Consider the following 24566-nt stretch of genomic DNA (forward strand, 5'->3'; position numbering starts at 1 on the left):
CGGGGAAAAGCCGTCTCCCGGGATGCAACCCCCCGGATAGTGTGAAAAAAGATCGATACTCCCCTCCGTTGGGAGTGCCGGTAATTGAGAATCGTTGCACTACACGATCTCCGGGTATGCCCTCAAGGGACTCCCGTGACGCCGTCGGCGGGGTGGCGGGCGTCGATATGGGGAGGATGTACCGGTCGACTGCAGGCGTTCTTCGTTAAGAAACCGCGGCGGGCTCTTCCTCTCCCGCCGCCCTGTTTCTCGGTAACCGTCTGATAAAAAGGCATATTTGAGCCGCCGACGTACAACGATCAACTGCCGATCAACGGCCTTTGGACATTGCCATGACCCCCCGATCACCGCTCTTATGGACCGGCCTGTTCCCGGCTCTCACGCTCTTCTGTATCGTCACGCTGGCGATCTCTTCTGCAGGATGCACCGCCGCGACCGATCCTGATCCTGTCCGTATCGGCGTCCTGCTGCCTGCAAGCGGGCCCGTTGCCATGCATTCGCCAGAAGGACTCGCCTGGGCGGCGGATGCGATGAACCGGCAGGGCGGCCACACGATCGAACTCGCCTACCGGGACACGAGCACCGGCAACATCTCCGCATACGCAGAAGAACTGGCCGGGCGCGACGACATCGATATCATCATCGGCCCCGCGACGAGCGCGGAACTGGTGCAGGTTGCTCCCATCGTCACGGGGCGGGGCAAACTCCTCATCTCCCCGAGCGTCACGACGGGGCTTGTCACGGGAGAGTTCAACGATAGCGGCCTCTTCTGGAGGACCTGCCCCGCAGACGGCCGGCAGGCGGAGGCGATCTTTGGGCTCCTCCGGAAGGACGGCGTCGAAGACGTCTCGCTTGTCACGGGAGATACGCCCTACGGGGAGACGTTTGCACGGCTTGCCCCGGCAGCGGCCGCGATGAACGGCATCCGGATCACCGGGGCGGTATCGCTCAATACGTCAGACGATCTTCTGGAGATCGCCGCACGGATCGTGGAAGAAGAACCCGATATCGTCGTCGCCGCCGTGTACCCGGAAGAGGCGGCAGGGCTATCGGATGCGCTCTCCGCGGCGGGCTCGCCCGCCGGCCTCTTCCTGACCGATGCCGGCCGCTCGCCGTATCTGCTCGCGAGCCTCGGGCAGCGGGCGGAGGGCATCCGGGGCACGTCGCTTGCCCCCGACCCCTCGACCGGGTACGCGATCGCCTACGAGGAGACCTTCGGCGAGGCGCCGCCGGCCTTTGCCGCACAGACCTACGACGCCCTCCTCCTCGCCGTCTACACTGCGGCACGGCAGGAGGCGGCCCGGGCCGAACCGCTCGCCGCCTCCCTGCGATGGGTTGTCTCCGGCGACGGCACCGTCAAGGGCTGGGACCCCCAGGAGGCGAGCGAGGCCGCGGCGATGATCCGTGCGGGTGCTCACCCCGCCGTCACCGGCGCCTCGGGGCCGCTCCGGTTCTCCGCGGAGTCCTCCGCCGGCCCGCTCGCCGGGTACTACACCTGCTGGGCCGTCGAGGGCGGAACGTTCTGCGAGAGCACCCCCGTCCCCTCAGCGGGCGTAACCCCGACCCTTCCCGGCCTCTCCTACGGCCCGGCCGCCGGTGAGGGCGACCTCCCGGTGGTCTGGATGGTCTACCCGCTGGTGAAGGGCGACCGGTCGTTTGCGGACTCGGCATACCGGGGCCTCTTCCGGGCGCAGGAGTCGTTTTCGTTCACGAAAAGAGAGTGTTCCCACGATGACCTCAGCCTCCTTGACGGCGTATTCTCAGCCCGGAACTTCACCGAGAAACCCGACCTCGTGATCACCGAGGGGTTCGAGTTCACCGAAGCCTCGGGGGCGTGGGCCGCGGCGAACCCCGATATCCGGTTCTTCACCCTCGAACAGGCGGACTATGGCCTTCCAAACGCATGCGACGTCGTGATGGTCCCCTACGGGGCGTCCTACCTCGCGGGCGTGCTGGCGGCAAACATCACAAAGACGGGCAAGATCGGTGCGGTCGCCGGGGCGCCGGTCGCCGTCATCGACCCGTTCGTCGAGGGGTTCACCGCAGGAGCGGGGGCGTACGACCCCTCCGTGAACGTCACAGTCCTCTACGTCGGCGAGGGTTTCGAGGGGTTCAACATGCCGGAGCGTGCAGGTGTTCTCGCCCGGGACCTCCGTGCCGGGGGCGCCGACGTCATCCTGATGATTGCCGGCGCCTCGAACGCCGGGATCGTGGATGCCGCCCGGGAGACCGGGGACGTCTACCTCATCGGCGAGGACGCCGATCAGTCCTACCTCGCCCCGAGCCTTGTTGTCGCGTCGGTGGTAAAGGAGATCGACACGATCGTCTACCACGCGGTGGCAAACGAGATCATGGGCCGGTTCACGCCGGGACAGGAGGTCTGGACGCTTGATAACGGCGGCACCGGGCTCTTCGTCTCGCCGCGGTTCGAGGAGCACGCGCGGGTCGTCGCCGGGTGGCGGGAACGGGCAGTCGCCGCGGAGAAGGATTACCTGCAGGTGGCGGTGCCGTGAATCCCGGTCTCCGGCACTCCGCTCATTTTTGCAGTTGACGTTCCGGTTCGATCGGACCCGGCAGGCAGGAGTCCAGCCCGGATATGCTGATCTGATATGCCCGCACGCCGATACCTGTAGGCAGCACCGCGTGTGCACGGACGTGATCGAAACGACCTGGCAGGACCTGACCATAACCGGGATTACGATACTCTTTGCGGTCATGCTCCTGCCACAGCTCCGCGACGTGGTCTCGCGCGGTGCCGTGCTGAACTGCTTCTCGGCCTTCTTCACGAGCATGCTCGGCTATATCATGGCGCTGGTCTTCGCCACCCTCGGGCTCTGGATATCGATGGCCGGCCAGGCGCTCGTCGCGTCCGTATGGCTGCTGCTCGCGTATTTCTCGCTTTCCAACGTGCGGACCCACATGTACCCGGATGAGACGCTTGCATCCGTCGCCCTGGACTATTTTGCGGTATGGATACGGGGAGTGGCTTTCATCGTCTCGGGGAGCGTGACGGGGGTCATCTCACGGCTCCGCCGGCGATCCTCGGAGCGCTCACCCAATCGTTTGCGGAAAGGATAACCCTCCCTGCGGCGAGAAGATAGTATGGAACATACCGCTTCCGGGGCGGACCGGGGTCCCGCTGCCGCGAGAAGGGGCCAGATAGACCTCATCGCGGAGATCGCCGCGTTCGCCGATGAATATGAGGGCATCCTTGCCCGGTATCACAGGTACACGATGGACGACCTCGGCCGCATCGAAGAGGAGTGTCGCCGGTTGCAGGATGAGGCCCGCCGTAGGGACGCCTGGGGAACCGCCGACGAACTCGCGAGGCTCGAGTATCTCATCGATCGGGCGAAGGCGATGAAAGCAAAGAGGATGGTGGCGGAGAGTTCCCGGGGGTGACCCGGGTGGCGCACCCGCCTTTCCGGAGGATACCAGTTGCGGCGCCGGGACGGTAGTCCGGTGGTTCACGGTCCGCTCCCACCCGGATCACCGTATCAGCTTGTTCGGGAAAACCTCCCCGTCACGGTTTCGCGGCAAGTAACTCGGGCAGCAGCTGCGACAGCTGGAACGCTATCGTGACAAGCGGCGGGATATACGCTACAAAGATCTGGAGCGCCGTCCCGGTATTGAATCCGCTGCAATCCGAATGCCACTGCAGCAGTCGTTCCCGTTCGTTGCTGAAGACTTCGACGACCTGTTTGAGGTTGTTAACCTCGTTTCCCGGGTCTCCAGCCCGTCGGGCGAGAGGGAGAAGAGCTTCTCCTGGAAGATGCGGTACCTCTCGTTTATGCCGTTAACCCGGTCTTCAATCTTCTTTAAGCAGATGGAGGAGAGCCGGTTCAGCCCGATGACGGTTAGAGCAACCCCTGAAAACGAGAGGAGCGAGAGTATGGAGAACTCTGCGATAACACTGAAGAAAAAATGGAACAATCCCTGACCCTGGCTGAAGTTGAGAAAACTGCCCAGTAAATTGATGTACCCCATCACCAGCAGGGCGATGCTTATCAGGAAGACGTAGAGGGTGCCCATTAAGTGTTTCCTGACCGGAGAAAGGCCCCCGATCCTGTCCGGGCAGTAGATCTCGACAACATCGTATACCCGCATCCGGCGCGCTTCATCTCGTTCGTTGCAATCACAACGCCAAAGGACCCATGCGATCGTCCCGAGTAACCAGTAGTTGGCATACGCCACCCCGTAGTTGAACACGTCGAAGAGAAGACCTGAGAGCGACCCGCTCGCAAGAGAGAGGAGATAGTAGCGTGCGCTGCCTGACTGGAGATTGACGAACGTGATGACGATGAACGGCGAGAGGAAAGCGGCAATGAACGTGATGTAATACGCCTTGTTGCAGAGTATCCGCTTCACCGCCGTATACGGGCAATCATCGCCCAAAGACCCGGGAGCTGCCGGAAACCCATCCTTAAACGTCCTCTCCAGCCGGGCGATGAGGTACCAGACGCCGGCGAGCTGGAACCCGATCGCCCCGCTCACCGAAGCGATTGCGACGACATCGGACGCATCTTCCAGGGGGAGATACACAGGAAACAGTATGCTGAACCCGCAATTGACCAGGAAAACGAGGATGGCGAGGGTGATTGCAATGAATATCTGCTTTTTAGAGAGGTAAGAGAGCATCAGGTCTCTCCCACCACATCAGACGTATCTCCCCATCAGCAGAGGCCGGTCGCCATCCGTCTCGTTCGTCTCGGGGATCAGGGTGATGTTGATCGGCTCCGACGAGTTCACGGTCGTGCGGTTGGACTGATAGCCCTCAAGGGTCAACTCGACCTCGTGGTCCCCGGAGGGCAGTCTGTCCATCTTGAAGAGCGTGGTCCCGTGAACCGCCCCATCCACCGAGACATTTGCGCCCCGCGGGACTGAGTCTACGGTTATGCTCATCAGTATCGGGCGAGGTCCGCTTATCGTGCCGGGCCCCTCCCGTTCGAGGTTCACCACAAACGTCATCGATGCGGATATGTCAAGCGTCGTCGTATAGGGCCTGAAACCATTCTTCTCCAGCTTGATGGGGCAGATCCCTGCCCGATCGAAGGAGAGCGTCGCTGGCGTACGGCCCCGCGACTCGTTGTTTACAGAGATGTCGGCCCCCCGGGGGACGGAGTTGAGCCGAACGGTATACAGTTGAGGCGCAGTGTCTGATCGATTCCCAAGCGAGCATAAGTAGACGTCGTAATTGCCGGTCCGGTTGTCGGACCAGACGATGTTGTTGCCGTCGACATCCGGCCAGACCGGGCCGGCAAGATCGGCGAGGATCCGCGTTTCGGTCGCTGTCGAGAGGTCGTACGCGGAGACTCCGTAGCCGTCGCGCCCTCTCGACCAGACGATTACGTTGCCGGAGATCCTCGGCCAGAGTTGATGTGCAGGCTCTTCGGTGATCCAGGTCGTGTTGCCCGACGAGATGTTGTAGCAGCAGATGTCGTAATCCCCCTCCCTCCACTCCGACCAGACGACATAGTCTCCCGAGATCACCTGGTTCCTTCGCATGGCGGGGAGATCAGTGATCTGTTTTCGCTCGCGTGACGTCAGGTTGTAGAGGTGGATGGTATAGCCCTTCATCCCGTGCTGCTCCGCCCAGATGACCCGATCGCCCGATATCGACGGACAGGTTTCGTCTTTTCGTGAGTCGGCTACCACATCCCAGTCACCCGAAGAGAGGTTACCGTAGTAGATATCCATATTTCCGTCCCTTTTGTCGTGCCAGACGATCCCGTCGCCCGATATGGCCAGGGTCGACTCCCGCTCCCATGTTATATCCTGTGACTCGCTCGTCTGGTACGGCATGGCGGGGTACTGCGTGATCTGGGCGGTTGTGCCGCTCTGGATGTCGTACACGCGGATGCACGGAAAGAACTGGCCGGAGGAATCGCTCAGGTCTTCAACCCACCCGATCCAGTTGCCGGAGATCTCCGGGTGTGTCAGGGGCGAGAAACGTTCGATGATCCTCTCCGCGGACCGGTTTGCAATGTCGTAGAGATACAGGCTCACGGTGCCGCCGCGCTCAACCTCCATCCATAGTATCCTGTTGCCTGATATGCGCGGCAGGATCTGGTCCTTCGTGCTGTTCGTTATCTGCACAACCTGGAAGTTGTCTGCACCTTCCCCTGCCCCCAGAGCCGCCCGTGGTGCAGGGTCTGAGCTGTCGACCAAAACCGCATCGCCGGGCTGCATGCCCAGGGCGGTCGCAGAGATCATGACTACGAGGAGGAAAAATCCGACAATACGGCAGATTCGGGTCATGCCGATCTTCACCGGCGCACAATATGTATCTCATAATATAATACTATCCATATAGATATGGGATGATGCCCCGGTGCTGCCGGACCCGGTTGGCGGACGCCCCTGCGGGCGGCAACGCTCCCGGTAGGAAACGCCGAACGGGCAGGTGACTGGCCTGGCCGGGAGCGTTGCCGCCCGGGAAGATGCATGCGGCCGGCCGGGATCCTGAGGCAAGGTATTTAACTGCCGTCGTATCGACACTGCGGCCGGAGGCGATTGTATGACCCTCGTACCAACCCTTCTCCGCCGCATCGTGATGTGCTGGCTGGTGATATTGCTCTCGCTGGCATCCTGCTCTCTCCCCGTTCTGGGAACCGATGGTTCCGGGGATCTGCCGCCGGGGCACCCGGGCTCCCCTCTCCTGACCTCCGTGGAACATAGGACCGATTATCCTTTAGCCTGGCATAACCTGAGGCCTACATGGTTCCTGAACGTATCGGACGTCCAGTACACCGTGCGGAACCCGACGGCAACACCTGTCTGGGTCCGGCTCACATCGGAGTACCCGGGCTACAGCACCCCGACCGTCAGCGTATCGGAGGTCGGTGCCGGGAGCACGGCCACGTTCGACCACTTCGTCGTCCTGGATCGCGAGGAGATTCAGGAGATCAGGGCGCCGGCCAGGGCAGCCATTCACTACAGGATCGAGTACTGGGATGGCGGCAACTGGACCGTTCATGACGAGCAGACGGACCTGGTCACGTTCTACCCGATGGACCAGATGGTATGGGCCACGGAGGATCCGGGCGGGGAGATCACGATCTATCACGGGCTCATCGCCATATTCGTGACCCCGCAGTCCAGGGGGGTGGCGGAGCTGGTGGCGAAGGCAAAAGAGCGGGCGACGCGGGAGTTTGACCAGAGGTATGCAGACTACGGGATGGAGCGGACGTTGCCGGGCTATGTCCTTCCCGACTGCAGGACAACCTACGGCGATACAAAGAACCGTACGGCGCTGCAGGTCAAAGCCATTTATAACGCGTTGAAATACGACTATAATCTGAGTTACGTCGATGCGCCGGTAGCGTTCGGCATGGGCGACTCGCAGCGCGTCAGCACCCCGGACGAGTCGCTCGCAAGCGGGAGCGCAAACTGTATCGACGGTGCCGTCCTCTTCGCCTCCGCGATAGAGCGGCTCGGCATGCAGCCGTACATCGTCATCACCCCGAAACACGCCTACGTCGCATGGAAGACCGATAAAGCCGGAACGGAGGTTGATGCTCTCGAAACGACATTGGTAGGCTCTAGTGAGTTTGAGGAGGCGTATGCCAAGGGAGCAGGGATGTGGGAGGACGACTTCGGAAGGATGGAGTTGTACCAGTCGTTGTTCGACCAGGATTTGTCGCGCGAGGAGTACGATTCGCTCTGCGTTCTTGTGGAGATCCGGTGGCTGCGGTCTCAGGGCATCTTACCGATGAAGTGAGGTCTCTGCCCCCTGCACCGGGGTTCCCGGGACCGGCCGGAGGGAGAGGGGCGCAGCGCCGCCGGCGTCTCCGGAGCCTCCCGGGCCGGCGAACGGTGATCAACCATAGCCCCGGGGGGAGGGTGCGGGTTCGTCGAAAGGGCAGGCCCATTCCCCTCCGTGCGACCCCGCCCCGGGGCCCGATCGCTCTTATCCCGGCACCGCCCACCTTCCCCTCAGAGTCCCCCCGGACGATCCCGCTCCGGCGTAACCGCCACCCGTGCCGGCGCATCCTCACCGGATCCACCCCCTCGACCAGAATGTTGATATAGAATATACATTATTAATAATGTATAATTGGGGTAATAGGATGGCTGAAAATTTTAGTGTCAGGCTCAATGAGGCGAAGTACTATACTCCCGAAGCCAGCTGCAGGGAGCACTCCTGGATAGGCGACTACAACCGTGCCTACCAGGCATTCCTTGCGAACCCCGAAGGGTTCTGGGATGACGTCGCCAGAGAACTTGAATGGTTCCAGCCCTGGGACCGGGTGAAGGAATGGGAATATCCGCACGCCAGGTGGTTCGTGAACGGGAAACTGAACATCACCCACAACTGCCTGGACCGCCACGCCCACAGCCAGCGGCGAAACAAGGTCGCCCTCATGTGGCGGGGAGAGACCGAGGATGAGGAGCGGATCCTCACCTATCGCCAGCTCCTGCAGGAGGTCTGCCGGTTCGCAAACGGCCTCTCGCGTCTCGGCGTCAGGAAGGGCGACCGGGTCTGCATCTACATGCCGGTGGTGCCCGAGCAGATCGTCGCGATGCTTGCCTGCGCCCGCATCGGGGCCATCCACTCGGTCGTCTTCGGCGGGTTCGGCGTCAGCGCGCTCAACCAGCGGATCCGGGGCACCGCAGCGAAGGTGGTCGTCACCGCCGACTTCAGCTACCGGCGCGGCAAGGCAATCCCGCTCAAAAACATCGTGGAGGAGGCGGTCGTCAACGCCCCGAGCGTCGAGCGGATCGTCATCCTCCGGCGCGACGCCGACAAACCCGTCGAACTCCACCCCGAGATGGAGGTGGACTACCACGACCTGATGAACGGCGTGGAGCGGGAATGTCCGCCTGAGGCGATGGACGCCGAGGACCCGCTCTTCATCCTCTACACGAGCGGCACCACCGGATCCCCGAAGGGTATCGTGCATGCCTGCGGCGGCTATACGGTCGGCACCTACTACACGACGAAGCACGTCTTCGACATAAAAGACAGCGACATCTACTGGTGCACCGCCGACCCCGGCTGGATCACCGGCCACAGCTACGGCGTCTACGGCCCGCTCCTGAACGGCGCCACCTGCCTCATCACGGAGGCGACCCCCGACTACCCGACCCCGGGCACCTACTGGGACCTCATCGAGGAGTACGGCGTCACGATCTTCTACACCGCTCCGACCGCCATACGGATGTTCATGCGGGTGGGAGAAGAGTGGCCGAACCGCTACAACCTCTCGTCGCTCCGCATCCTCGGGTCGGTCGGCGAACCGCTCAACCCCGAGGCGTTCGAGTGGTTCTACCGCACCATCGGGAAAGACCGGTGCCCGATCGTGGACACCTGGTGGCAGACCGAGACCGGGATGCACATGCTGACCACGACGATCGGCGAACCGATGCGCCCGGGATTCGTCGGAAGGCCGTTACCGGGTGTCGTCGCAGATGTCGTCGACAAAGCGGGGAACCCGGTCCCGCCGGGCACGGGCGGCCTCCTGGTCATGAGGGAGCCCTGGCCGTCGATGATGCGGACGATCTGGAACGACGACGAGCGGTACTGCAAGTACTGGGATACCATCCCGGGCTGCTACACGGCCGCCGACCTCGCGGTGAAGGACGAGGACGGCTACATCATGGTCATCGGGCGGTCCGACGACCTGATCGTCGTCGCCGGACACAACATCGGCACCGCAGAGGTCGAGAGTGCGCTCGTCTCCCACGAAGCAGTGGCGGAGGCGGCCGTCATCGGGAAACCCGACGCCCTGAAGGGGAACACCATCAAGGCCTTCGTCATCCTCAGGAACGGCCGCCAGCCCGGCGATAAGCTGAAGAACGACCTCACCTACCACGTCCGGATGACGCTCGGCCCCATCGCCATACCGTCCGAGATCGATTTCGTCCAGTCGCTCCCCAAAACCCGGAGCGGCAAGATCATGAGGCGGGTCTTAAAAGCACAGGAACTGGGTATGGACCCCGGAGACGTCTCGACCCTTGAGGAATAGGCAACCAACCCTTTATATACTCTTTTAAATATGTTATAAATATGAATGAGCATAAGCCAGAGGAGTCCCTCAAGATAGAAAACATCGTTGCTTCAGCGAAAGTGACTGATTCTCTTGATCTCCCCTCCCTTGCCTCCCAACTGAAGGACGCGGAATACAATAAAAAACGGTTCCCCGGCGTCGTTCTCCGTATGCAGGACCCGAAGATCGCCGCGCTCGTCTTCGGTTCCGGCAAGGTCGTCCTGACGGGAGCAAAGAGCATCGACAACCTCTCGCGGGGGCTGGAGATCCTCGCCGACCAGCTACGGGCGCTCGGCATCGATATCCCCGAGGGCCTGACTTACAAGATCCAGAACATCGTCACGTCCGCGGACCTCGGGACGCCGATCAACCTAAACAAGATCGCCGTGGGTTTCAACCTGGACAAGATCGAGTACGAGCCCGAGCAGTTCCCCGGGCTCGTCTACCGGCTCGACGACCCGAAGGTGGTCGTCCTCCTCTTCGGGTCCGGCAAACTGATCATCACGGGCGGCAAGGTGCCCGAAGATGCGAGGCGTGCGGTGCAGCGGATCCTCTCCGAACTCTCCAGTCTCGGGCTCATCTGAACTCCGGTGAATATTCTGCCTCTTTTTGGGACCCCCGGGATGCTCCGCGGGCTTTGGCCCGGCAACCCCCTTTTCGCGCAACGCCGCGTCACCGCAAAACCCGGTGGCTTCGCATGCTCGCCCCGGCCGGCACACCCGTTGTGCCGCAGATGTCGCCGGGGGGCCTGTCGCTTCCACCCGAGAGCCGCCGGTCCCGCCGCGTAGAGGGAACGGGCACCGGGGCGGGTGCGAGGGCGCCGTATACCGGAGCCGGGGTCGCCGACCGGGTTTTTCTGGCTGATCCGCACCCTGCCCCTCTCTCCCGGGGGTCACCCTCACCGCCCCGGGAAGCGCGATTCGGCGAAGAAAAGAGAGATCGCATCGACGCAATGCCCTATTGATTCTCTTAAAACCATCATAATCGCCAGATCTCCCATTGAAATAATAATATTTTTATAGTCAGATTTAAAACAATAGATACTATCTGATGGTGAACGGATGAGGTCAGACAAGGTACGATACTTTACGCCACGCGACGAAGAACTCGCCGAGCTCCTCATGGGCATCGGCATCAAGAGAAACGTCTCCAAAGTGCTCGTATATCTTGCAAACACAGACGAAGCGACGTCCCGCGATATCGAGCGGGGCACCGATCTCCGCCAGCCCGAAGTCAGCATCGCCATGCGCTACCTCAAGGAATGCGACTGGATCGACACCCGCGAGAGCAAGTCGGAGAGCAAGGGGCGGCCGGTGAAGATCTACATGCTCTCCCGTCCGATAACCGAGATCATGGATACAATCGAGAGAGAAAAGAAGAAAGAAGCCCGGCACCAGTTAGACCTTATCCAGAAGATGCGGGAATGTATATCAATGCAGTGAGACGACGCGGCACCCGGTCTCCTCGCCGACGATAACCGTTATCTTTTCTTTATAGGCTGTAAAAAGACCGCACTCCAGCGCACCGGGGATGGCGGCGATCGCTGCTTCCAGGTCCCGGGGCTCTCCTATCGCCCCAAAGCCGCAGTCGAGGATGAAGTTGCCGTTGTCGGTGACGACCGGGCCGTCTTTCTTCACCCCTTCCCGGAGGACCGGAGCGGCCCCGAGCAGAGAGAGGCGCCGGGAGACACCCGCGACGCCGAACGGGAGCACCTCGACGGGGACGGGCGCGTTCAGGGTATCGACCATCTTCGTCGGGTCGACGACGATGAGCACCTCCCGGGCCGCGTCGCAGACGCACTTCTCCCGGAGGAGCGCCGCTCCGCGCCCTTTGATCAGGTTCAGGCCCGGGTCGACCTGATCGGCCCCGTCGATGGCGATATCGAGTTCAGGGTGCTCGTCAAGGCTGGAGAGCGGGATACCATACCGGCGTGCGCGGATGGCCGCCTGGTAGGACGTCGGGACGCCGGTGATGCGGAGGCCTTCCCGGGCGATCCGCTCGCCCAGTCGCTCCATCGCAAAGAAGACCGTCGACCCGGTCCCGAGGCCGACGGCCATTCCGTCTTCGACCATCGCGGCCGCCCGGTACCCTGCGTTCCGCTTCGACTCTACCTGTCCTGCTGCAGTCATGCCTTACTCTCCGTTCCTATGCCGTCGAATATGCCCTGAAGCTCATCCGTCGCCCCGAACGCCGTGCAGTCGAGCGTGATGGGCGTGATGGAGACGTTGCCCTTCTGCACCGCGTGAACGTCGGTCCCCTCCTCCGCATCCTCGTGCAACGGCCCGTCGATCCAGTAATACGGGCGCCCGCGGGGGTCGAAGCGCTCCTCCACGCCGGTGTAGAAGAGTTTCTCGGCAAGACGGGTGATCTCGTAGCCGCCGCGCACCGGTGTGGGGATGTTCACGTTGATGACGTGAGCGTTCCCGGGGAACCCGTTTGCAAGGATCCGCTCGCAGACCTCGCGGACCACCCGCTTCGCGTCGCTGAACCGGTCCGTGGCCCGTGACGGGTCGTCGAACTTGTCGCCCTGGTCCTCCACCTGGAGCGAGAAGGCAAGGGACGGCACCCCCTGGTTGGACGCTTCGAGAGCGGCGCCGACGGTCCCCGACGTCATGATGGACTCATACGAGAGGTTCTCACCGATGTTGATGCCGCTGACCACGAGGTCCGGGTTCAGGCGGAGTGCAAACAGCCCGATGATCACGGCGTCGGTCGGTTTCCCGCCGACCGAGTAGGCCGGCACGCCGTTCATCGTCACCTTCGTCGCCCGGATCGGCTCAAAGATCGAGATCGATCGCCCCACGGCGCTCTGCTGGGTGGCAGGCGCGACGACCGTGACGTCGGCGATCGGCGCGAGCGCCTCATAGGCTGCCCAGAGACCCGCGGACGTGATCCCATCGTCGTTGGTGAGCATAATCTTTGGTTTCATCCTTGTTTATAGGGTTGTTCCCGCGCATCAAATACTTGCCCGATCGTCAGGGTCAAGTGCCTGGCAGCCAACCTTTACTGCGATGAAGGTTTTTCTCGCCGAATACTCCGTGTGCAACGACCCCGGACTCGCGCCCGAAGGTGCCGCCATGCTCGCCGCGATAAGCGGGAGTTTTGACCGGTGCGGCTACGACGTGGTGACGCCGGAGGGGCCCGACCTCGAGGATGGGATCCGGAGGCTCGCGCCGGGGTGCGATGCAGGGCTGGTCATCGCGCCGGACCACCTCCTCTTCCGGTACACGCACCTCCTCGAACAGGTCACCCACAACATCGGGTGCGGGAGCATGAATGCGGCTGTCTGTGCCAACAAACAGCGGACGGCGGCGATCCTCGCCCGGCACGGCATAGCGGTCCCGCCCGGGGCCGGCAAGGGGCGACGGGTCGTCAAACCGGTGATGGGCTGCGGGGCCCTGGGGGTCAGGCTGACGGACGAAGAGCCGGGCGCCGGGGAGTTTGCCCAGGCTTACATCGAGGGGGAGGCGTTGAGCGTGAGCCTTGTAGGGAGCCGGGTGACCGGCAACGTCTGCGAGTATTACTCGGGCAACCCGCCGCTCCTGCTCAGCGTCAACCGGCAGGAGATCGCCGTCGCGGACGACGGGAGTTTCCAGTACCTCGGGGGCGAGACGCCCGTCCACCCCGACAGGGAGGAGGAGATCGTCGATGTCGCCGTCCGGGCGATGAACGTCCTCGGGTGCCAGGGGTATGCCGGGATCGACGTCATCGCCGGAGACCGCATCTACGTGGTCGACGTCAACCCCGGCCCACGACCAGCCTGGTCGGTATCGTGGCGGTCATGGAGGAGGAGATCGCCGATATCCTCATCAAAGCGTCGCACGGCGAGGCGCCGGCGGAGGTGCACCTCTCCGGGAGGGTGAGGTTCGATAAGGACGGGAGGATCACCCGGGCATGATCGGCATCGACATCGGCGGTGCGAACCTCAAGGTCGTCGACGACGCCGGCATGCATATCCATTACTGCCCGCTCTGGCAGGGTGCGCCGCTCGCCGATCTCCTCGAACCCTACGCCGGATCCGCTGCCGTGGTGATGAGCGGGGAGCTCGCGGACTGTTTTGCAAGCAAGATTGAGGGCATCCGGTGGATCGTCGGGACCGTCCAGGGGGTCATCCCCGACGCCGCCTTCTACGGCACCGATGCGGCGTTCCATACCCGGCCGGTCCCGGACCTTGCCGCCGCGAACTGGCTGGCGTCGGCCGATTACCTGCGGGAGGAGTATGCCGATGCGGTCCTCCTCGACGTGGGGAGCACCACCGCCGACGTCATCCCCTTAAACTGCTTCGAGAGCCTCAAAGGGCTGACCGACACCCGGCGGTTGCAGAAGCAGTACCTCGTCTACACCGGGATGCTCAGGACGAACGTCGCGACGCTTCTGTCGTCGGTCACGCTGGACGGGACGGTGACCCCGGTGAGCACCGAGTACTTCGCGGCCAGCGCCGATGCGCATCTCGTGCTCGGTCACATCGCTCCCGCGGACTACACCTGCCCGGCACCGGACAACGGCGAGAAGACCGTTGACGCTGCGCTCCGGAGGCTTGCCCGGGTTGTCTGCGCCGATATCGATGAGATCGGGAAGTCCGGGGCCCTCCAGGTTGCCCGGCAGTTCTGGGAGGTCCAGCGGAGGGTGATCGTCCGCGCGGTGGGGCGTGCACTCTTCCAGAGCGATGCCGGGCGGGTGATCACGGCCGGCATCGGGGCGGACCTCTTTGCCCGGGAACTGGGCGGGGTTACGCTGGCGCAGGAACTCGGGGAAGTCTCGGATGCGCTGCCGGCGTACGCGGTCAGGGAGGTGGCGCTACGGCGGGCCGCCTGCGACTGACCCTCATCCTGCTTGCGGTATCCATCGCCATCACGGCGGTCGCGCTCGCCCTTGGGTTCCCGTTCTTCTTCCTCTTCCTAGTTATACCGCTGATCCCGCTCTTCGGGAAACCCCCTGCCGCGAGGCGCTGCCCGGTCTGCGGGTGGGAGACCACAGGCGGCGAGCGCTTCTGTCCCTATGATGGGACACCCCTCACGCCCGAGGGTGGAGATGGCGAGGTTTAAGAGCGAGAGCGGTAGAGGGAGGCCGAAGAGTTCGGTCGCCGGGATCGTGCCGAAGTCCCGGGAGGCGTAGTTCCGGACGGTGCCCCTGTCCACGACGATCCCCAGCGCGCGGAGGTGTTCGGCAACCCGGTTGAAGGGCATCCGCTGCGACAGGAGGAGGCAGAGGTCGACGACGGGCGACGCGAGGCGGGTGTCGGGGTAGAAGGGCGCGTCCGCGTAGCAGAGTGAACCGCACTGCCGGCAGTAGAACCGCTTCACGAAGACCCTGATCGTTCGCTCTTTCCCGTTTTCAAGTATGACGGCAAACCGTTTCGGCCGCAGGTCGTGTCCGGTCACCTGGCCGCCGCACGACGGGCAGGCGTCGAGACTGGTGAACTTCACGCCATCCATCGCCGTCAGGGCGTTTCCCACGAGATCGACGAGCATCGGCGGAACCAGCAGTGTTTTCTTCGCGATGGTAATTCTCTCCTGCAACTGTATGAGAGGTGTAGGCGCCCACCGATAATAACAGCTCCCCCGGGCGGTGAGGGCGGAATGGCGAGATGTCCTCTACCGTCTACGACGTCTGTACATCCTGTCCTGCTCCTTTGCGGCAACGCGTTCTCCCGCGCGAGGCTCTATCATAATGGAGGCCGGGATCGGGTCGTGCGCGGAAGTTAGCGGGGCGCTGACGGTCTGCCTCACGCGCCCCGGAACAGGGTTTTCCGGTCCGGGAGGGCCGTCTCAGTCCGCGGAAGGGCCCGCTTCGGCCCGGAGCGTCATCCGGCCCCGCAGGGTCCCCTCCTCAGACCGCCCGGGCGACGGTTTAGCAGATCTGCCTGGCAGTCATATGGAGGCAAACCCGGGTTCCCCGGGCAGTCATCCGATCAAGAACTCAACGCGGCAATATGGTCCATCTTTAACCGGGCGGCCCACGCCGGGGAGGGCGGGGTGGATCAGGTTAACTACTATAATTTAAGTAGCTTAACATCAGATACTCGGTCGCCAGAGAGGCGATAAGATACATGACGTTACAGTATGTTGCCACAACATGCCCCTACTGCGGTACGGGATGCAGTTTCAACCTCGTCGTCCAGGACGGCAAGGTGGTTGGAACGGCACCGTACCGCCGCTCACCCGTGAACGAGGGAAAGGTCTGCCCGAAGGGCACCTACGCCCACGAATTCGTGAACAGCCCGGACCGTCTCACAAAGCCGCTCATCAAGAAGGACGGCAAGTTTGTCGAGGCGACCTGGGATGAGGCCTACAGCCTGATTGCAAAGAAGTTCAAGTCCTACAAGCCCGACGAGTTCGCAGCGCTCGCATCGGCCCGGGTCTCCAACGAAGAGAACTACCTGCTGATGAAGTTTGCCCGTGGCGTCATGAAGTCCCGGCACATCGACCACTGCGCCCGGCTCTGCCACGCGTCCACTGTCGCCGGGCTTGCCGGCGCCTTCGGCTCCGGTGCGATGACAAACTCCATCCTCGACATCGCCGAGTCCAAGTGCGTCTTCGTCCTCGGGTCCAACACCTTCGAGCAGCACCCCCTGATCGGCCGCAAGATCGTCCAGGCGAAGATGAACGGCGCGAAGGTCATCTACGCCGACCCGCGTTACACCGCAACCGCCCGGCAGGCGGACCTCTACATGCCGTTTGTCTCCGGCAGCGACGTCGCCATCTTAAACGGCCTGATGCAGGAGATCATCAAGAACGGCTGGGAGGACAAAGAGTTCATCGAGAAGCGGACGAAGGACTACGAGAAACTCAAGGAAGTCGTCATGAAAGACGCCTACAGCCTTGAGAACGTCTCGAAGATCTCAGGTATCCCGGTCGAGAGCCTCAAGACCGCCGCCGAGTGGCTCGGCACCACGAAGCCCGGCGCGATCCTCTACTCGATGGGCATCACCCAGCACACCGTCGGCGTCGACAACGTCAAGTCGGTCGCAAACATCCAGATGCTGCTCGGGAACCTCGGGAAACCCGGTAGCGGCGTGAACGCTCTCCGCGGCCAGAACAACGTCCAGGGCGCCTGCGACATGGGCGCGCTCCCGGTCGTCTTCACCGCCTACCAGAAGGTCACCGACGCGGCCGTCCACAAGAAGTTCGCCGACGCCTGGGGCTTCCCCGACGGCATCTGCGAGCCGAAGAACGGCTACGAGGTCACCGTCATGATGGATGTCCTGACCGACAACCCCGGCGAACTCAAGTGCATGTACATCATGGGCGAGAACCCGATGCTCTCCGACCCGGACCTCAACCACGTCCGGCATGCCCTCGAGAGCCTGGAGTTCCTGGTCGTCCAGGACATCTTCCTGACCGAGACCGCCGAGATGGCCGACGTCGTCCTGCCCGCCGCCTGCTACGCGGAACGGAACGGCACCCAGACCAGCACCGAGCGGCGCGTCCAGATGTGGCGCAAGGCCCAGGACCCGCCGGGCGAGGCAAAGGAAGACTGGCAGATCATCAGCGAGCTCGCGGCAAAGATGGGCTACGCAAAACAGTTCCCCTACCAGAGCGCCGAGGAGATCTTCACCGAAGTCGCCGCCGTCACCCCGTCCTACCATGGTATGACCTACGAGCGGTTGAGCAAGCCCGAAGCGCTCCACTGGCCCTGCCCGACCCTGGAGCACCCGGGAACGCCGATCCTCCACAAGGAGAAGTTCTCCCACCCCGATGGTCTCGGTATCTTCACCCCGATCGAGTGGAAACCCCCGGCGGAGGTCCCCGACGCGGAGTACCCGTTCGTGCTCACGACCGGGCGGGTCCTCTGGCACTGGCATACCGGCAGCATGACCCGCCGGTCCGCGACGCTCGACGCCGAGGTCCCCACCGGCTGGATCGAGATCAACCCCGAGGATGCAAAGGCGCTCGGCATCAAGAACAAAGAGAAGGTCCGTGCCGTCACCCGCCGCGGATCCGTCGAAGTCCCCGCGAAGGTGACGAAAGACATCATGAAGGGCATCATGTTCATGCCGTTCCACTTCGCCGAGTGCGCGGCAAACATCCTGACGAACAACGCTCTCGACCCGATCGCAAAGATCCCGGAGTTCAAGGCCTGTGCTGTGAAGGTTGAGAAGATTACGGAGGCCTGAAGATGGCAGCAATTGGCGATATGTTCTACACATGGGCGGCAGACGCCGATGTGCTCAAGAAGGGCGAGTGCGGAGGCGCGATCACCGCCCTGCAGCAGTACGCCCTCTCGTCCGGCATGGTGGACGCGGTCCTTGCCGTCAGGAAGGGTGCGGATATCTACGATGCGGTCCCGACATTCATCACCGACCCCGCCGAGGTCGCAGAGACGGCGGGCTCGCTCCACTGCGGGACGCTCCTGCTCTCGAAACTGGTGAAAGACTACCTGGACAACAATAAGACCGCGCGGCTCGGTGTCACCGTCAAGGGCTGCGACACGATGGGTCTCATCGAGCTTGCAAAGCGGGATGCGGTCGACCTGGATCGCCTCCTCCTGCTCGGCGTCAACTGCGGCGGTTCGGTGAGCCCGGTCCTGGCCCGGAAGATGATCCGCGAGAAGTTCGAGGTCGACCCCGATCTGGTCCATAAAGAGGAGATCGACAAGGGCCAGTTCATCATCGAGTACGAAGGCGGCCACAAAGGAATCAAGATCGACGACCTCGAGGACGAGGGCTACGGCCGCCGCTCGAACTGCCGCCGGTGCCTCTACAAGGTCCCGCGCCAGGCCGATCTTGCCTGCGGGAACTGGGGCGTCATCGGTGATAAGGCCGGCAACGCCACGTTCGTTGAGGTCTGTTCCGAGAAGGGCGCAAACCTCCTCGATGCGGCTGTGAAGGCCGGTGCTGTCAGGACCGGGCCCGCGATCCCGAAGGGGATAGAGATCCGCGGCAAGGTCGAGGGCGCCATGCTCAATCTCGGCAACAAGTGGCGGAAGAAGAACTTTGAAGCGCTCGCATCCGACCTCTGGGGCACCATCGGCCGCGAGACGGGCCGGTGCATCAAGTGCTACTCCTGCATCGAGAACTGCCCGGTCTGCTTCCCGGCTGCAGAGGACCTCAAAGGAAAATCCAGGATGGTCATATCCGGAGAGGTTCCGCCGAACCCGATGTTCCACCTCCGGCGGTTTGCGCACATATCCGACTCCTGCATCAACTGCGGCCAGTGCGAAGAACTCTGCCCGATGGATATCCCGCTTGCGCTCTTCTCCCACGCCATCAGGACCGAGGGCGACAGCGCATTCGAGCCCAAGCTCGGGAAGGCGCCCTACGCCAACTAATTTTTTTTCAGCCTGCAACCTTGCCCCCCGCTGTATGGGCAGCGCATCCCCATTCAGGATGACGTTACGCGCCTATACCCGGATCCGGGCGATTATTTCCGGTATCGCAGGATCTTTTCCAAAGATCCGGGTGGCGTAGCCCACACTTATTCATCAAAAATGCCGATGTTAATCACTACAATTAAATATACCTAACTTCGACTTTTATATATCCGAGGTTTTACCATGGAACTCAAGTATGTACAGACCACATGCCCGTACTGCGGTACGGGATGCAGCTTCAACCTCGTCGTGAAGGACGGGAAGGTTGTCGGCACACAACCATACACCCGTTCGCCCGTCAACGAGGGAAAGGTATGCCCGAAGGGCACCTACGCTCACGAGTTCGTGAACAGCCCGGACCGTCTCACAAAGCCGCTCATCAAGAAGGACGGCAAGTTTGTCGAGGCGACCTGGGATGAGGCCTACGACCTGATCGCATCAAAGTTCAAGTCCTACAAGCCCGACGAGTTCGCGGCGCTCGCATCGGCCCGGGTCTCGAACGAAGAGAACTACCTGCTGATGAAGTTTGCCCGCGGCGTCATGAAGTCGCGGCATATCGACCACTGCGCCCGGCTCTGCCACGCGTCCACTGTTGCGGGGCTTGCCGCATCGTTCGGCTCCGGCGCGATGACGAACTCCATCCTCGACATCGCCGAATCGAAGTGCGTCTTCGTTATCGGGTCCAACACCTTCGAGCAGCACCCCCTGATCGGCCGCAAGGTCATGCAGGCAAAGCTGAACGGCGGAAAACTCATCGTCTTTGACCCGCGTCTCACGCCGACCGCAAAGCAGGCGGATCTCTATGCATCCTTCTACTCCGGCACCGACGTGGCCATCCTCAACTGCCTGATGGGAGAGATCATCAGGAACGGATGGGAGGACAAGGAATGGGTTTCGACCCGTGCAAAGGGATACGAGGAACTCAAGAAGGTGGTGCTCAGCGACACGTATCTCCCCGAGAACGTCGAGAAGATCTCCGGGATTGCCGCTGCCGACCTCAAGACCGCAGCCGAATGGATCGGCACCTCCGAATCCTCCGCACTCCTCTACTCGATGGGCATCACCCAGCACACCGTCGGTGTCGACAACGTCAAGTCGACCGCAAACCTTCAGATGCTCACCGGAAACATCGGCAAGCGCGGTGGCGGCGTGAACGCTCTCCGCGGGCAGAACAACGTGCAGGGTGCCTGCGACATGGGGGCGCTCCCGGTCGTCTTCACCGGCTACCAGAAGGTCACCGACGCGGCCGCCCACAAGAAGTTTGCCGACGCCTGGGGCTTCCCTGACGGCATCTGCGAGCCGAAGAACGGCTACGAGGTCACCGTCATGATGGATGTCCTGACCGACAACCCCGGCGAACTCAAGTGCATGTACATCATGGGCGAGAACCCGATGCTCTCCGACCCGGACCTCAACCACGTCAAGCACGCCCTCGAGAGCCTGGAGTTCCTGGTCGTCCAGGACATCTTCCTGACCGAGACCGCCGAGATGGCCGACGTCGTCCTCCCGGCCGCCTGCTACGCGGAGCGGGACGGCACCCAGACCAGCACCGAGCGGCGCGTCCAGATGTGGCGCAAGGCCCAGAACCCGCCCGGCGAAGCAAAGGAAGACTGGCAGATCATCAGCGAACTCGCGGCAAAGATGGGCTACGCGAAGCAGTTCCCCTACCAGAATATCGAGGAGATCTTCACCGAGGTCGCCGCAGTCACCCCGTCCTACCACGGCATGACCTACGAGCGGCTCAACAGGCCCGAAGCGCTCCACTGGCCCTGCCCCACCACAGAGCACCCGGGAACGCCGATCCTCCACATCGGCAGGTGCTCACACCCCGACGGAATGGGCGTGATGCACGCCATCGAATGGAAACCGCCTGCAGAGGTGCCCGACGATGAGTACCCCTATCTCTTCACCACCGGACGTTGCATCTGGCACTGGCACACCGGGTCCATGACCCGCCGGTCTGCAACCCTCGACGCCGAGGTCCCCACCGGCTGGATCGAGATCAACCCCGAGGACGCAAAGGCGCTCGGCATCCAGAACAAGGAGATGGTCCGTGTGACCTCCCGCCGCGGGACCATTGACGTCGCCACGAAGGTGACCCCCGACATCAAGAAGGGTGTCATGTTCATGCCGTTCCACTTCGCCGAGTGCGCGGCAAACATCCTGACCCACAACGCCCTCGACCCAATCGCGAAGATCCCGGAGTTCAAGGCCTGTGCTGTGAAGGTTGAGAAGATTACGGAGGCCTGAAGATGGTAGCAAAAGGAGATACATTCTACGCATGGGCAGCCGACGCCGCCTGCCAGGAGAGGGGCGAGTGCGGTGGAGCGGTCACCGCTCTGCTGACGCACGCTCTCTCGACCGGCATGGTGGACGCCGTCCTTGCAGTCAAGAAGGGACAGGACATCTACGATGCGGTCCCGATCCTCATCACCGACCCCGCCGAGATCGCGCAGACATCCGGGTCGCTCCACTGCGGGACGCTCCTGCTCTCGAAGCTCGTCAAGGAGTTCCTGGACGGCGCGAAAGATATGCGGATCGCCATCCCGGTGAAGGGCTGCGACGCGATGGGGCTCTACGAGCTTGCAAAGCGCAACCAGGTCAACCTGGACAACATCCTGATGATCGGCCTCAACTGCGGCGGTTCGGTCAGCCCGGTCCTGGCCCGGAAGATGATCCGCGAGAAGTTCGGGGTCGACCCCGACGATGTGGTCAAGGAAGAGATCGACAAGGGCCAGTTCATCATCGTCACGAAGGACGGCCAGCACAAGGGCATCTCGATGGACGAACTCGAAGAAGAAGGGGTTCGGCCGCCGGGCGAACTGCCGCCGGTGTAAGATGAAGGTCCCGCGCCAGGCCGACCTCGCCTGCGGGAACTGGGGTGTCATCGGTGATAAGGCCGGGAAGGCCACGTTCGTCGAGGTCTGCTCCGAGAAGGGCGCAAACCTCCTCGATGCGGCGGTGAAGGCCGGCGCCGTCAAGACCGACGCCGCGAACCGGAAGGGCATCGAGATCCGCGGCAAGGTCGAGAACGCGATGCTGAAACTCGGCGACAAGTGGCGGAAGAGATACTTCGAGGGCCTCGGCGAAGGGAAGGACCGCTTAAAGAAGATCATGAACGACACCTCCCGGTGCATCAAGTGCTACGCCTGCATCGAGAACTGCCCGATCTGCTACTGCGTCGAGTGCAGCACGAAGAAGTCCTACCTGGTCGAGCCCGGTCAGGTCCCGCCGCCGTTCATGTTCCACCTGATCCGCTACGCCCACATCTCCGACTCGTGCATCAACTGCGGCCAGTGCGAAGAGCACTGTGCGATGGAGATCCCGAACTCGCTCTTCATGCACGCCCTGCAGGTCGACCTCCAGGAGATGTTCGGCCACACCCCGGGTGTGGACATGGAGCTCCCGGTGCTCGCGCTCGTCGAGGAGAAGACGGAGAGGAAGCGCCTCGCCGACACCGGCAGCGACCAGATCTTCAACATCTTCGAGTAAGGGGAAGATCCCCTCTATTTTTGGGCAGGCTGCACCCGGCAGCCGCGGCTCTCCGGCCCCGTGCGGCGGGCCGTGGTGGATGGCGCCCCGTCGAGGGGTATAGCAGCTCCCCTTCGCAAGCGTTTCCGGTGGCACTTCCGGGCACGGCTCATCCCCGGGTATCGCCATGGCTGCCCCCCGTGGGGGCGGGGTGGGGGGTTCAGGGAAGATCCGGCTCCAGCACCCTGGACCGCGAAACCGGGTCCTATAATGCGGAATCCAGGTAACTGTCCTGCAGTAAGGTAATGAAAAAAGGAGAGAAGATAAGGGCCGGCTCAGGGAACCATGTGAGAGAGGGCCGGGATTGCGCTCTGGTCCGCGAAGGTCTCCTCGTGGCCGTCCGGGAACCGGACCACCGTCAGGTCCGGGGAGAAATCGGCCTCGACCAGCGGCGCAAACCAGTAACGGTCGAGCATCTTCTGCGCCCCGGTGAAATCAAGTCCCGGCGTTGAGTAGACGTTGCCGGCATCGGTACTCCTGACCTTGGCGAAACCCTGGATCGAGAACGTGGCGGAGTCGCTCCTGGCCGAGGTCACCGTTACCGGAGCCCCGGTTGCCATCTCGAGCGCGGATCTCAGTTCCTGCTCGGGTTCGGCGATCCGGAAGAAGACGGCGATCCTCTCGATCCACGAGAGTGTGTAGTTGAAGGTGACCTCTGCGCTCCCGTCCGTCTCCACGGTTATCCGGAGATTGTCTGCGCTGAATGCCCCGGCCGGGGCTGCCATAAGCGACAGGATCAGGAGGGAGGCGACCAGCATTCCGCGTTTCATCCTTGTACCTCGAAGAACCATACGCCGTCCTGGAGTATAAACATTTGGTGGGTCGCCGAAGCCTGCAGTGGCCCGAGATGATTGATCTTCCCGCCCCGTTCACGGACAGGGGAGGATCCGCAAACGGCCGGCAGGAGCACATCCGCCCGGGCAACTCCCCGCCCTTCGTCAATGCACCCGCAGCCAGAGGTGCAGGTTGCGGTAACCCGCCCCGATGAGACTGCCCGCCGGTATCTCTTCAGGCGGCGCCTCCGCAAAGAGGAGGAACTCAAGCCGGTTCACGTCCGGATCCATGATCCGGAAGGTGTAGGGCTGCTCTACGGTCCGGTTGTCCGGCACCGTGACGGAGAACCGGTCGAGGAGCGTCGCCGAGACCACTGTCGATCTGTTCGTCGCGTCATCAAACCTGCTCTCCACGGCAAAGGTCTCCACCGTGTAGGTGATATCCCGGGACTCGTGGTTCCCGATCCCGATGATGACCGTCTGCGGCGTCCTGGACATGAACTCGGTCGGGTAGTCGGCTGCCTTCCCCGTCGGCCCGAGGATGTAGAACTCGGTGAACTTCTCCCCCTCTCCCGGGGCGACGATGATGAAGACCGTTGCCCCGAGAGCCACGAGGACGGCGGCGATGAGGACGAGGCTCAGGGTCCGCTCGATCCGGGGGGCGGAACCGCCGGAGAGGTCTTTTGGGGCTGCCGCCGTGCGGCGGCTCCCCCAGCCGGGCGCCGCCTGAGCGATCGCGACCGATGGCGCCGGCGGCAAAGAGGATGCGACCAGGGCGGGGCGATCCGGGGCGAGAGGCCGCGCAGCCCGGGCGGGACGATTGCGGGAGCGCAGGGGACCGGAGGGAAGACCTGCGGAGGCTTCAGGGGGCATTCTGTTACCCCATGATAAGCCAACTATAAATAGGTTCCCGGTGGAGACCCCCTGCCTCGCATATCGATTCTCGATACCCGGTAACCCT

The 24566-nt window shown here is 62.7% G+C and carries 18 protein-coding genes and 2 pseudogenes; 13 read left to right on the forward strand and 7 right to left on the reverse strand.

Annotated features, from left to right (window positions below; all coding sequences use genetic code 11):
• Nucleotides 1-332 precede the first annotated feature (332 nt).
• From QZ408_RS10990 to QZ408_RS11000, 3 genes are all read left to right on the forward strand, one after another.
• Nucleotides 333-2513: a BMP family ABC transporter substrate-binding protein gene (locus tag QZ408_RS10990; RefSeq protein ID WP_292491558.1), complete on the forward strand. Its 2181-nt coding sequence runs from the start codon at nucleotides 333-335 to the stop codon at nucleotides 2511-2513.
• 142 nt (nucleotides 2514-2655) lie between these two features.
• The gene (locus tag QZ408_RS10995; RefSeq protein WP_292491559.1) at nucleotides 2656-3078 is read left to right on the forward strand and encodes a hypothetical protein; all 423 of its coding nucleotides are present in this window, start codon (nucleotides 2656-2658) and stop codon (nucleotides 3076-3078) included.
• 24 nt (nucleotides 3079-3102) lie between these two features.
• The gene (locus tag QZ408_RS11000) at nucleotides 3103-3402 is read left to right on the forward strand and encodes a hypothetical protein (RefSeq protein WP_292491561.1); all 300 of its coding nucleotides are present in this window, start codon (nucleotides 3103-3105) and stop codon (nucleotides 3400-3402) included.
• 198 nt (nucleotides 3403-3600) lie between these two features.
• On the opposite strand, the gene QZ408_RS11005 is transcribed toward QZ408_RS11000, so the two are convergent.
• On the reverse strand, nucleotides 3601-4638 hold the full coding sequence (locus QZ408_RS11005; protein WP_292491563.1) for a hypothetical protein: 1038 nt from the start codon (nucleotides 4636-4638) through the stop codon (nucleotides 3601-3603).
• Between the two features lie 18 nt (nucleotides 4639-4656).
• Nucleotides 4657-6270, reverse strand: a complete 1614-nt coding sequence (locus tag QZ408_RS11010; RefSeq protein ID WP_292491564.1) for a PEGA domain-containing protein — start codon at nucleotides 6268-6270, stop codon at nucleotides 4657-4659.
• Nucleotides 6271-6517: 247 nt separating this feature from the next.
• Between QZ408_RS11010 and QZ408_RS11015 the strand changes: the two genes are divergently transcribed.
• From QZ408_RS11015 to QZ408_RS11030, 4 genes are all read left to right on the forward strand, one after another.
• A complete protein-coding gene (locus QZ408_RS11015; protein ID WP_292491566.1) occupies nucleotides 6518-7720 on the forward strand; it encodes a hypothetical protein in 1203 nt (400 codons plus the stop codon).
• A 349-nt stretch (nucleotides 7721-8069) separates the two neighbouring features.
• The gene (gene acs / locus QZ408_RS11020) at nucleotides 8070-9968 is read left to right on the forward strand and encodes an acetate--CoA ligase (RefSeq protein ID WP_292491567.1); all 1899 of its coding nucleotides are present in this window, start codon (nucleotides 8070-8072) and stop codon (nucleotides 9966-9968) included.
• Between the two features lie 41 nt (nucleotides 9969-10009).
• Nucleotides 10010-10573, forward strand: a complete 564-nt coding sequence (locus QZ408_RS11025) for a TATA-box-binding protein (RefSeq protein WP_292491568.1) — start codon at nucleotides 10010-10012, stop codon at nucleotides 10571-10573.
• Between the two features lie 477 nt (nucleotides 10574-11050).
• A complete protein-coding gene (locus QZ408_RS11030) occupies nucleotides 11051-11431 on the forward strand; it encodes an ArsR family transcriptional regulator (protein WP_292491569.1) in 381 nt (126 codons plus the stop codon).
• On the opposite strand, the gene rpiA is transcribed toward QZ408_RS11030, so the two are convergent.
• Together rpiA and surE are read right to left on the reverse strand one after the other, a co-directional pair.
• Nucleotides 11420-12118, reverse strand: coding sequence for a ribose-5-phosphate isomerase RpiA (gene rpiA, locus QZ408_RS11035; RefSeq protein WP_292491570.1), 699 nt, complete (start codon nucleotides 12116-12118; stop codon nucleotides 11420-11422). The two genes, QZ408_RS11030 and rpiA, sit on opposite strands and share 12 nt — an antisense overlap.
• Nucleotides 12115-12918, reverse strand: a complete 804-nt coding sequence (gene surE, locus QZ408_RS11040) for a 5'/3'-nucleotidase SurE (RefSeq protein ID WP_292491572.1) — start codon at nucleotides 12916-12918, stop codon at nucleotides 12115-12117. Before surE ends, rpiA begins: the two co-directional genes overlap by 4 nt.
• A gap of 82 nt (nucleotides 12919-13000) precedes the next feature.
• Between surE and QZ408_RS11045 the strand changes: the two are divergent.
• Both QZ408_RS11045 and QZ408_RS11050 read left to right on the forward strand, forming a co-directional pair.
• Nucleotides 13001-13887 (forward strand): annotated as a pseudogene (locus tag QZ408_RS11045) (ATP-grasp domain-containing protein).
• Nucleotides 13884-14810: a hydantoinase/oxoprolinase family protein gene (locus QZ408_RS11050; RefSeq protein ID WP_292491573.1), complete on the forward strand. Its 927-nt coding sequence runs from the start codon at nucleotides 13884-13886 to the stop codon at nucleotides 14808-14810. Before QZ408_RS11045 ends, QZ408_RS11050 begins: the two are co-directional and overlap by 4 nt.
• Before the next feature lie 77 nt (nucleotides 14811-14887).
• Here QZ408_RS11050 and QZ408_RS11055 read toward each other — a convergent pair whose 3' ends face one another.
• Nucleotides 14888-15508, reverse strand: coding sequence for a hypothetical protein (locus QZ408_RS11055; protein ID WP_292491575.1), 621 nt, complete (start codon nucleotides 15506-15508; stop codon nucleotides 14888-14890).
• A gap of 530 nt (nucleotides 15509-16038) precedes the next feature.
• Between QZ408_RS11055 and fdhF (QZ408_RS11060) the strand changes: the two genes are divergently transcribed.
• From fdhF (QZ408_RS11060) to QZ408_RS11075, 4 genes and pseudogenes are all read left to right on the forward strand, one after another.
• On the forward strand, nucleotides 16039-18105 hold the full coding sequence (fdhF, locus tag QZ408_RS11060) for a formate dehydrogenase subunit alpha (protein WP_292491576.1): 2067 nt from the start codon (nucleotides 16039-16041) through the stop codon (nucleotides 18103-18105).
• Between the two features lie 2 nt (nucleotides 18106-18107).
• Complete coding sequence (locus QZ408_RS11065; RefSeq protein WP_292491577.1) at nucleotides 18108-19259, forward strand: Coenzyme F420 hydrogenase/dehydrogenase, beta subunit C-terminal domain; 1152 nt, start codon at nucleotides 18108-18110, stop codon at nucleotides 19257-19259.
• Nucleotides 19260-19484: 225 nt separating this feature from the next.
• Nucleotides 19485-21551 (forward strand): formate dehydrogenase subunit alpha, encoded by a 2067-nt coding sequence (gene fdhF, locus QZ408_RS11070; protein WP_292491578.1) that lies wholly within the window; start codon nucleotides 19485-19487, stop codon nucleotides 21549-21551.
• Nucleotides 21552-21553: 2 nt separating this feature from the next.
• A pseudogene (locus tag QZ408_RS11075) lies at nucleotides 21554-22793 on the forward strand (Coenzyme F420 hydrogenase/dehydrogenase, beta subunit C-terminal domain).
• A gap of 314 nt (nucleotides 22794-23107) precedes the next feature.
• Here QZ408_RS11075 and QZ408_RS11080 read toward each other — a convergent pair.
• Both QZ408_RS11080 and QZ408_RS11085 read right to left on the reverse strand, forming a co-directional pair.
• Nucleotides 23108-23623, reverse strand: a complete 516-nt coding sequence (locus tag QZ408_RS11080) for a hypothetical protein (RefSeq protein ID WP_292491580.1) — start codon at nucleotides 23621-23623, stop codon at nucleotides 23108-23110.
• A 147-nt stretch (nucleotides 23624-23770) separates the two neighbouring features.
• The gene (locus QZ408_RS11085; RefSeq protein WP_292491581.1) at nucleotides 23771-24478 is read right to left on the reverse strand and encodes a DUF1616 domain-containing protein; all 708 of its coding nucleotides are present in this window, start codon (nucleotides 24476-24478) and stop codon (nucleotides 23771-23773) included.
• Nucleotides 24479-24566 lie beyond the last annotated feature (88 nt).

This window comes from Methanoculleus sp. 10, from assembly GCF_913757945.1.
GTDB lineage: Archaea > Halobacteriota > Methanomicrobia > Methanomicrobiales > Methanoculleaceae > Methanoculleus.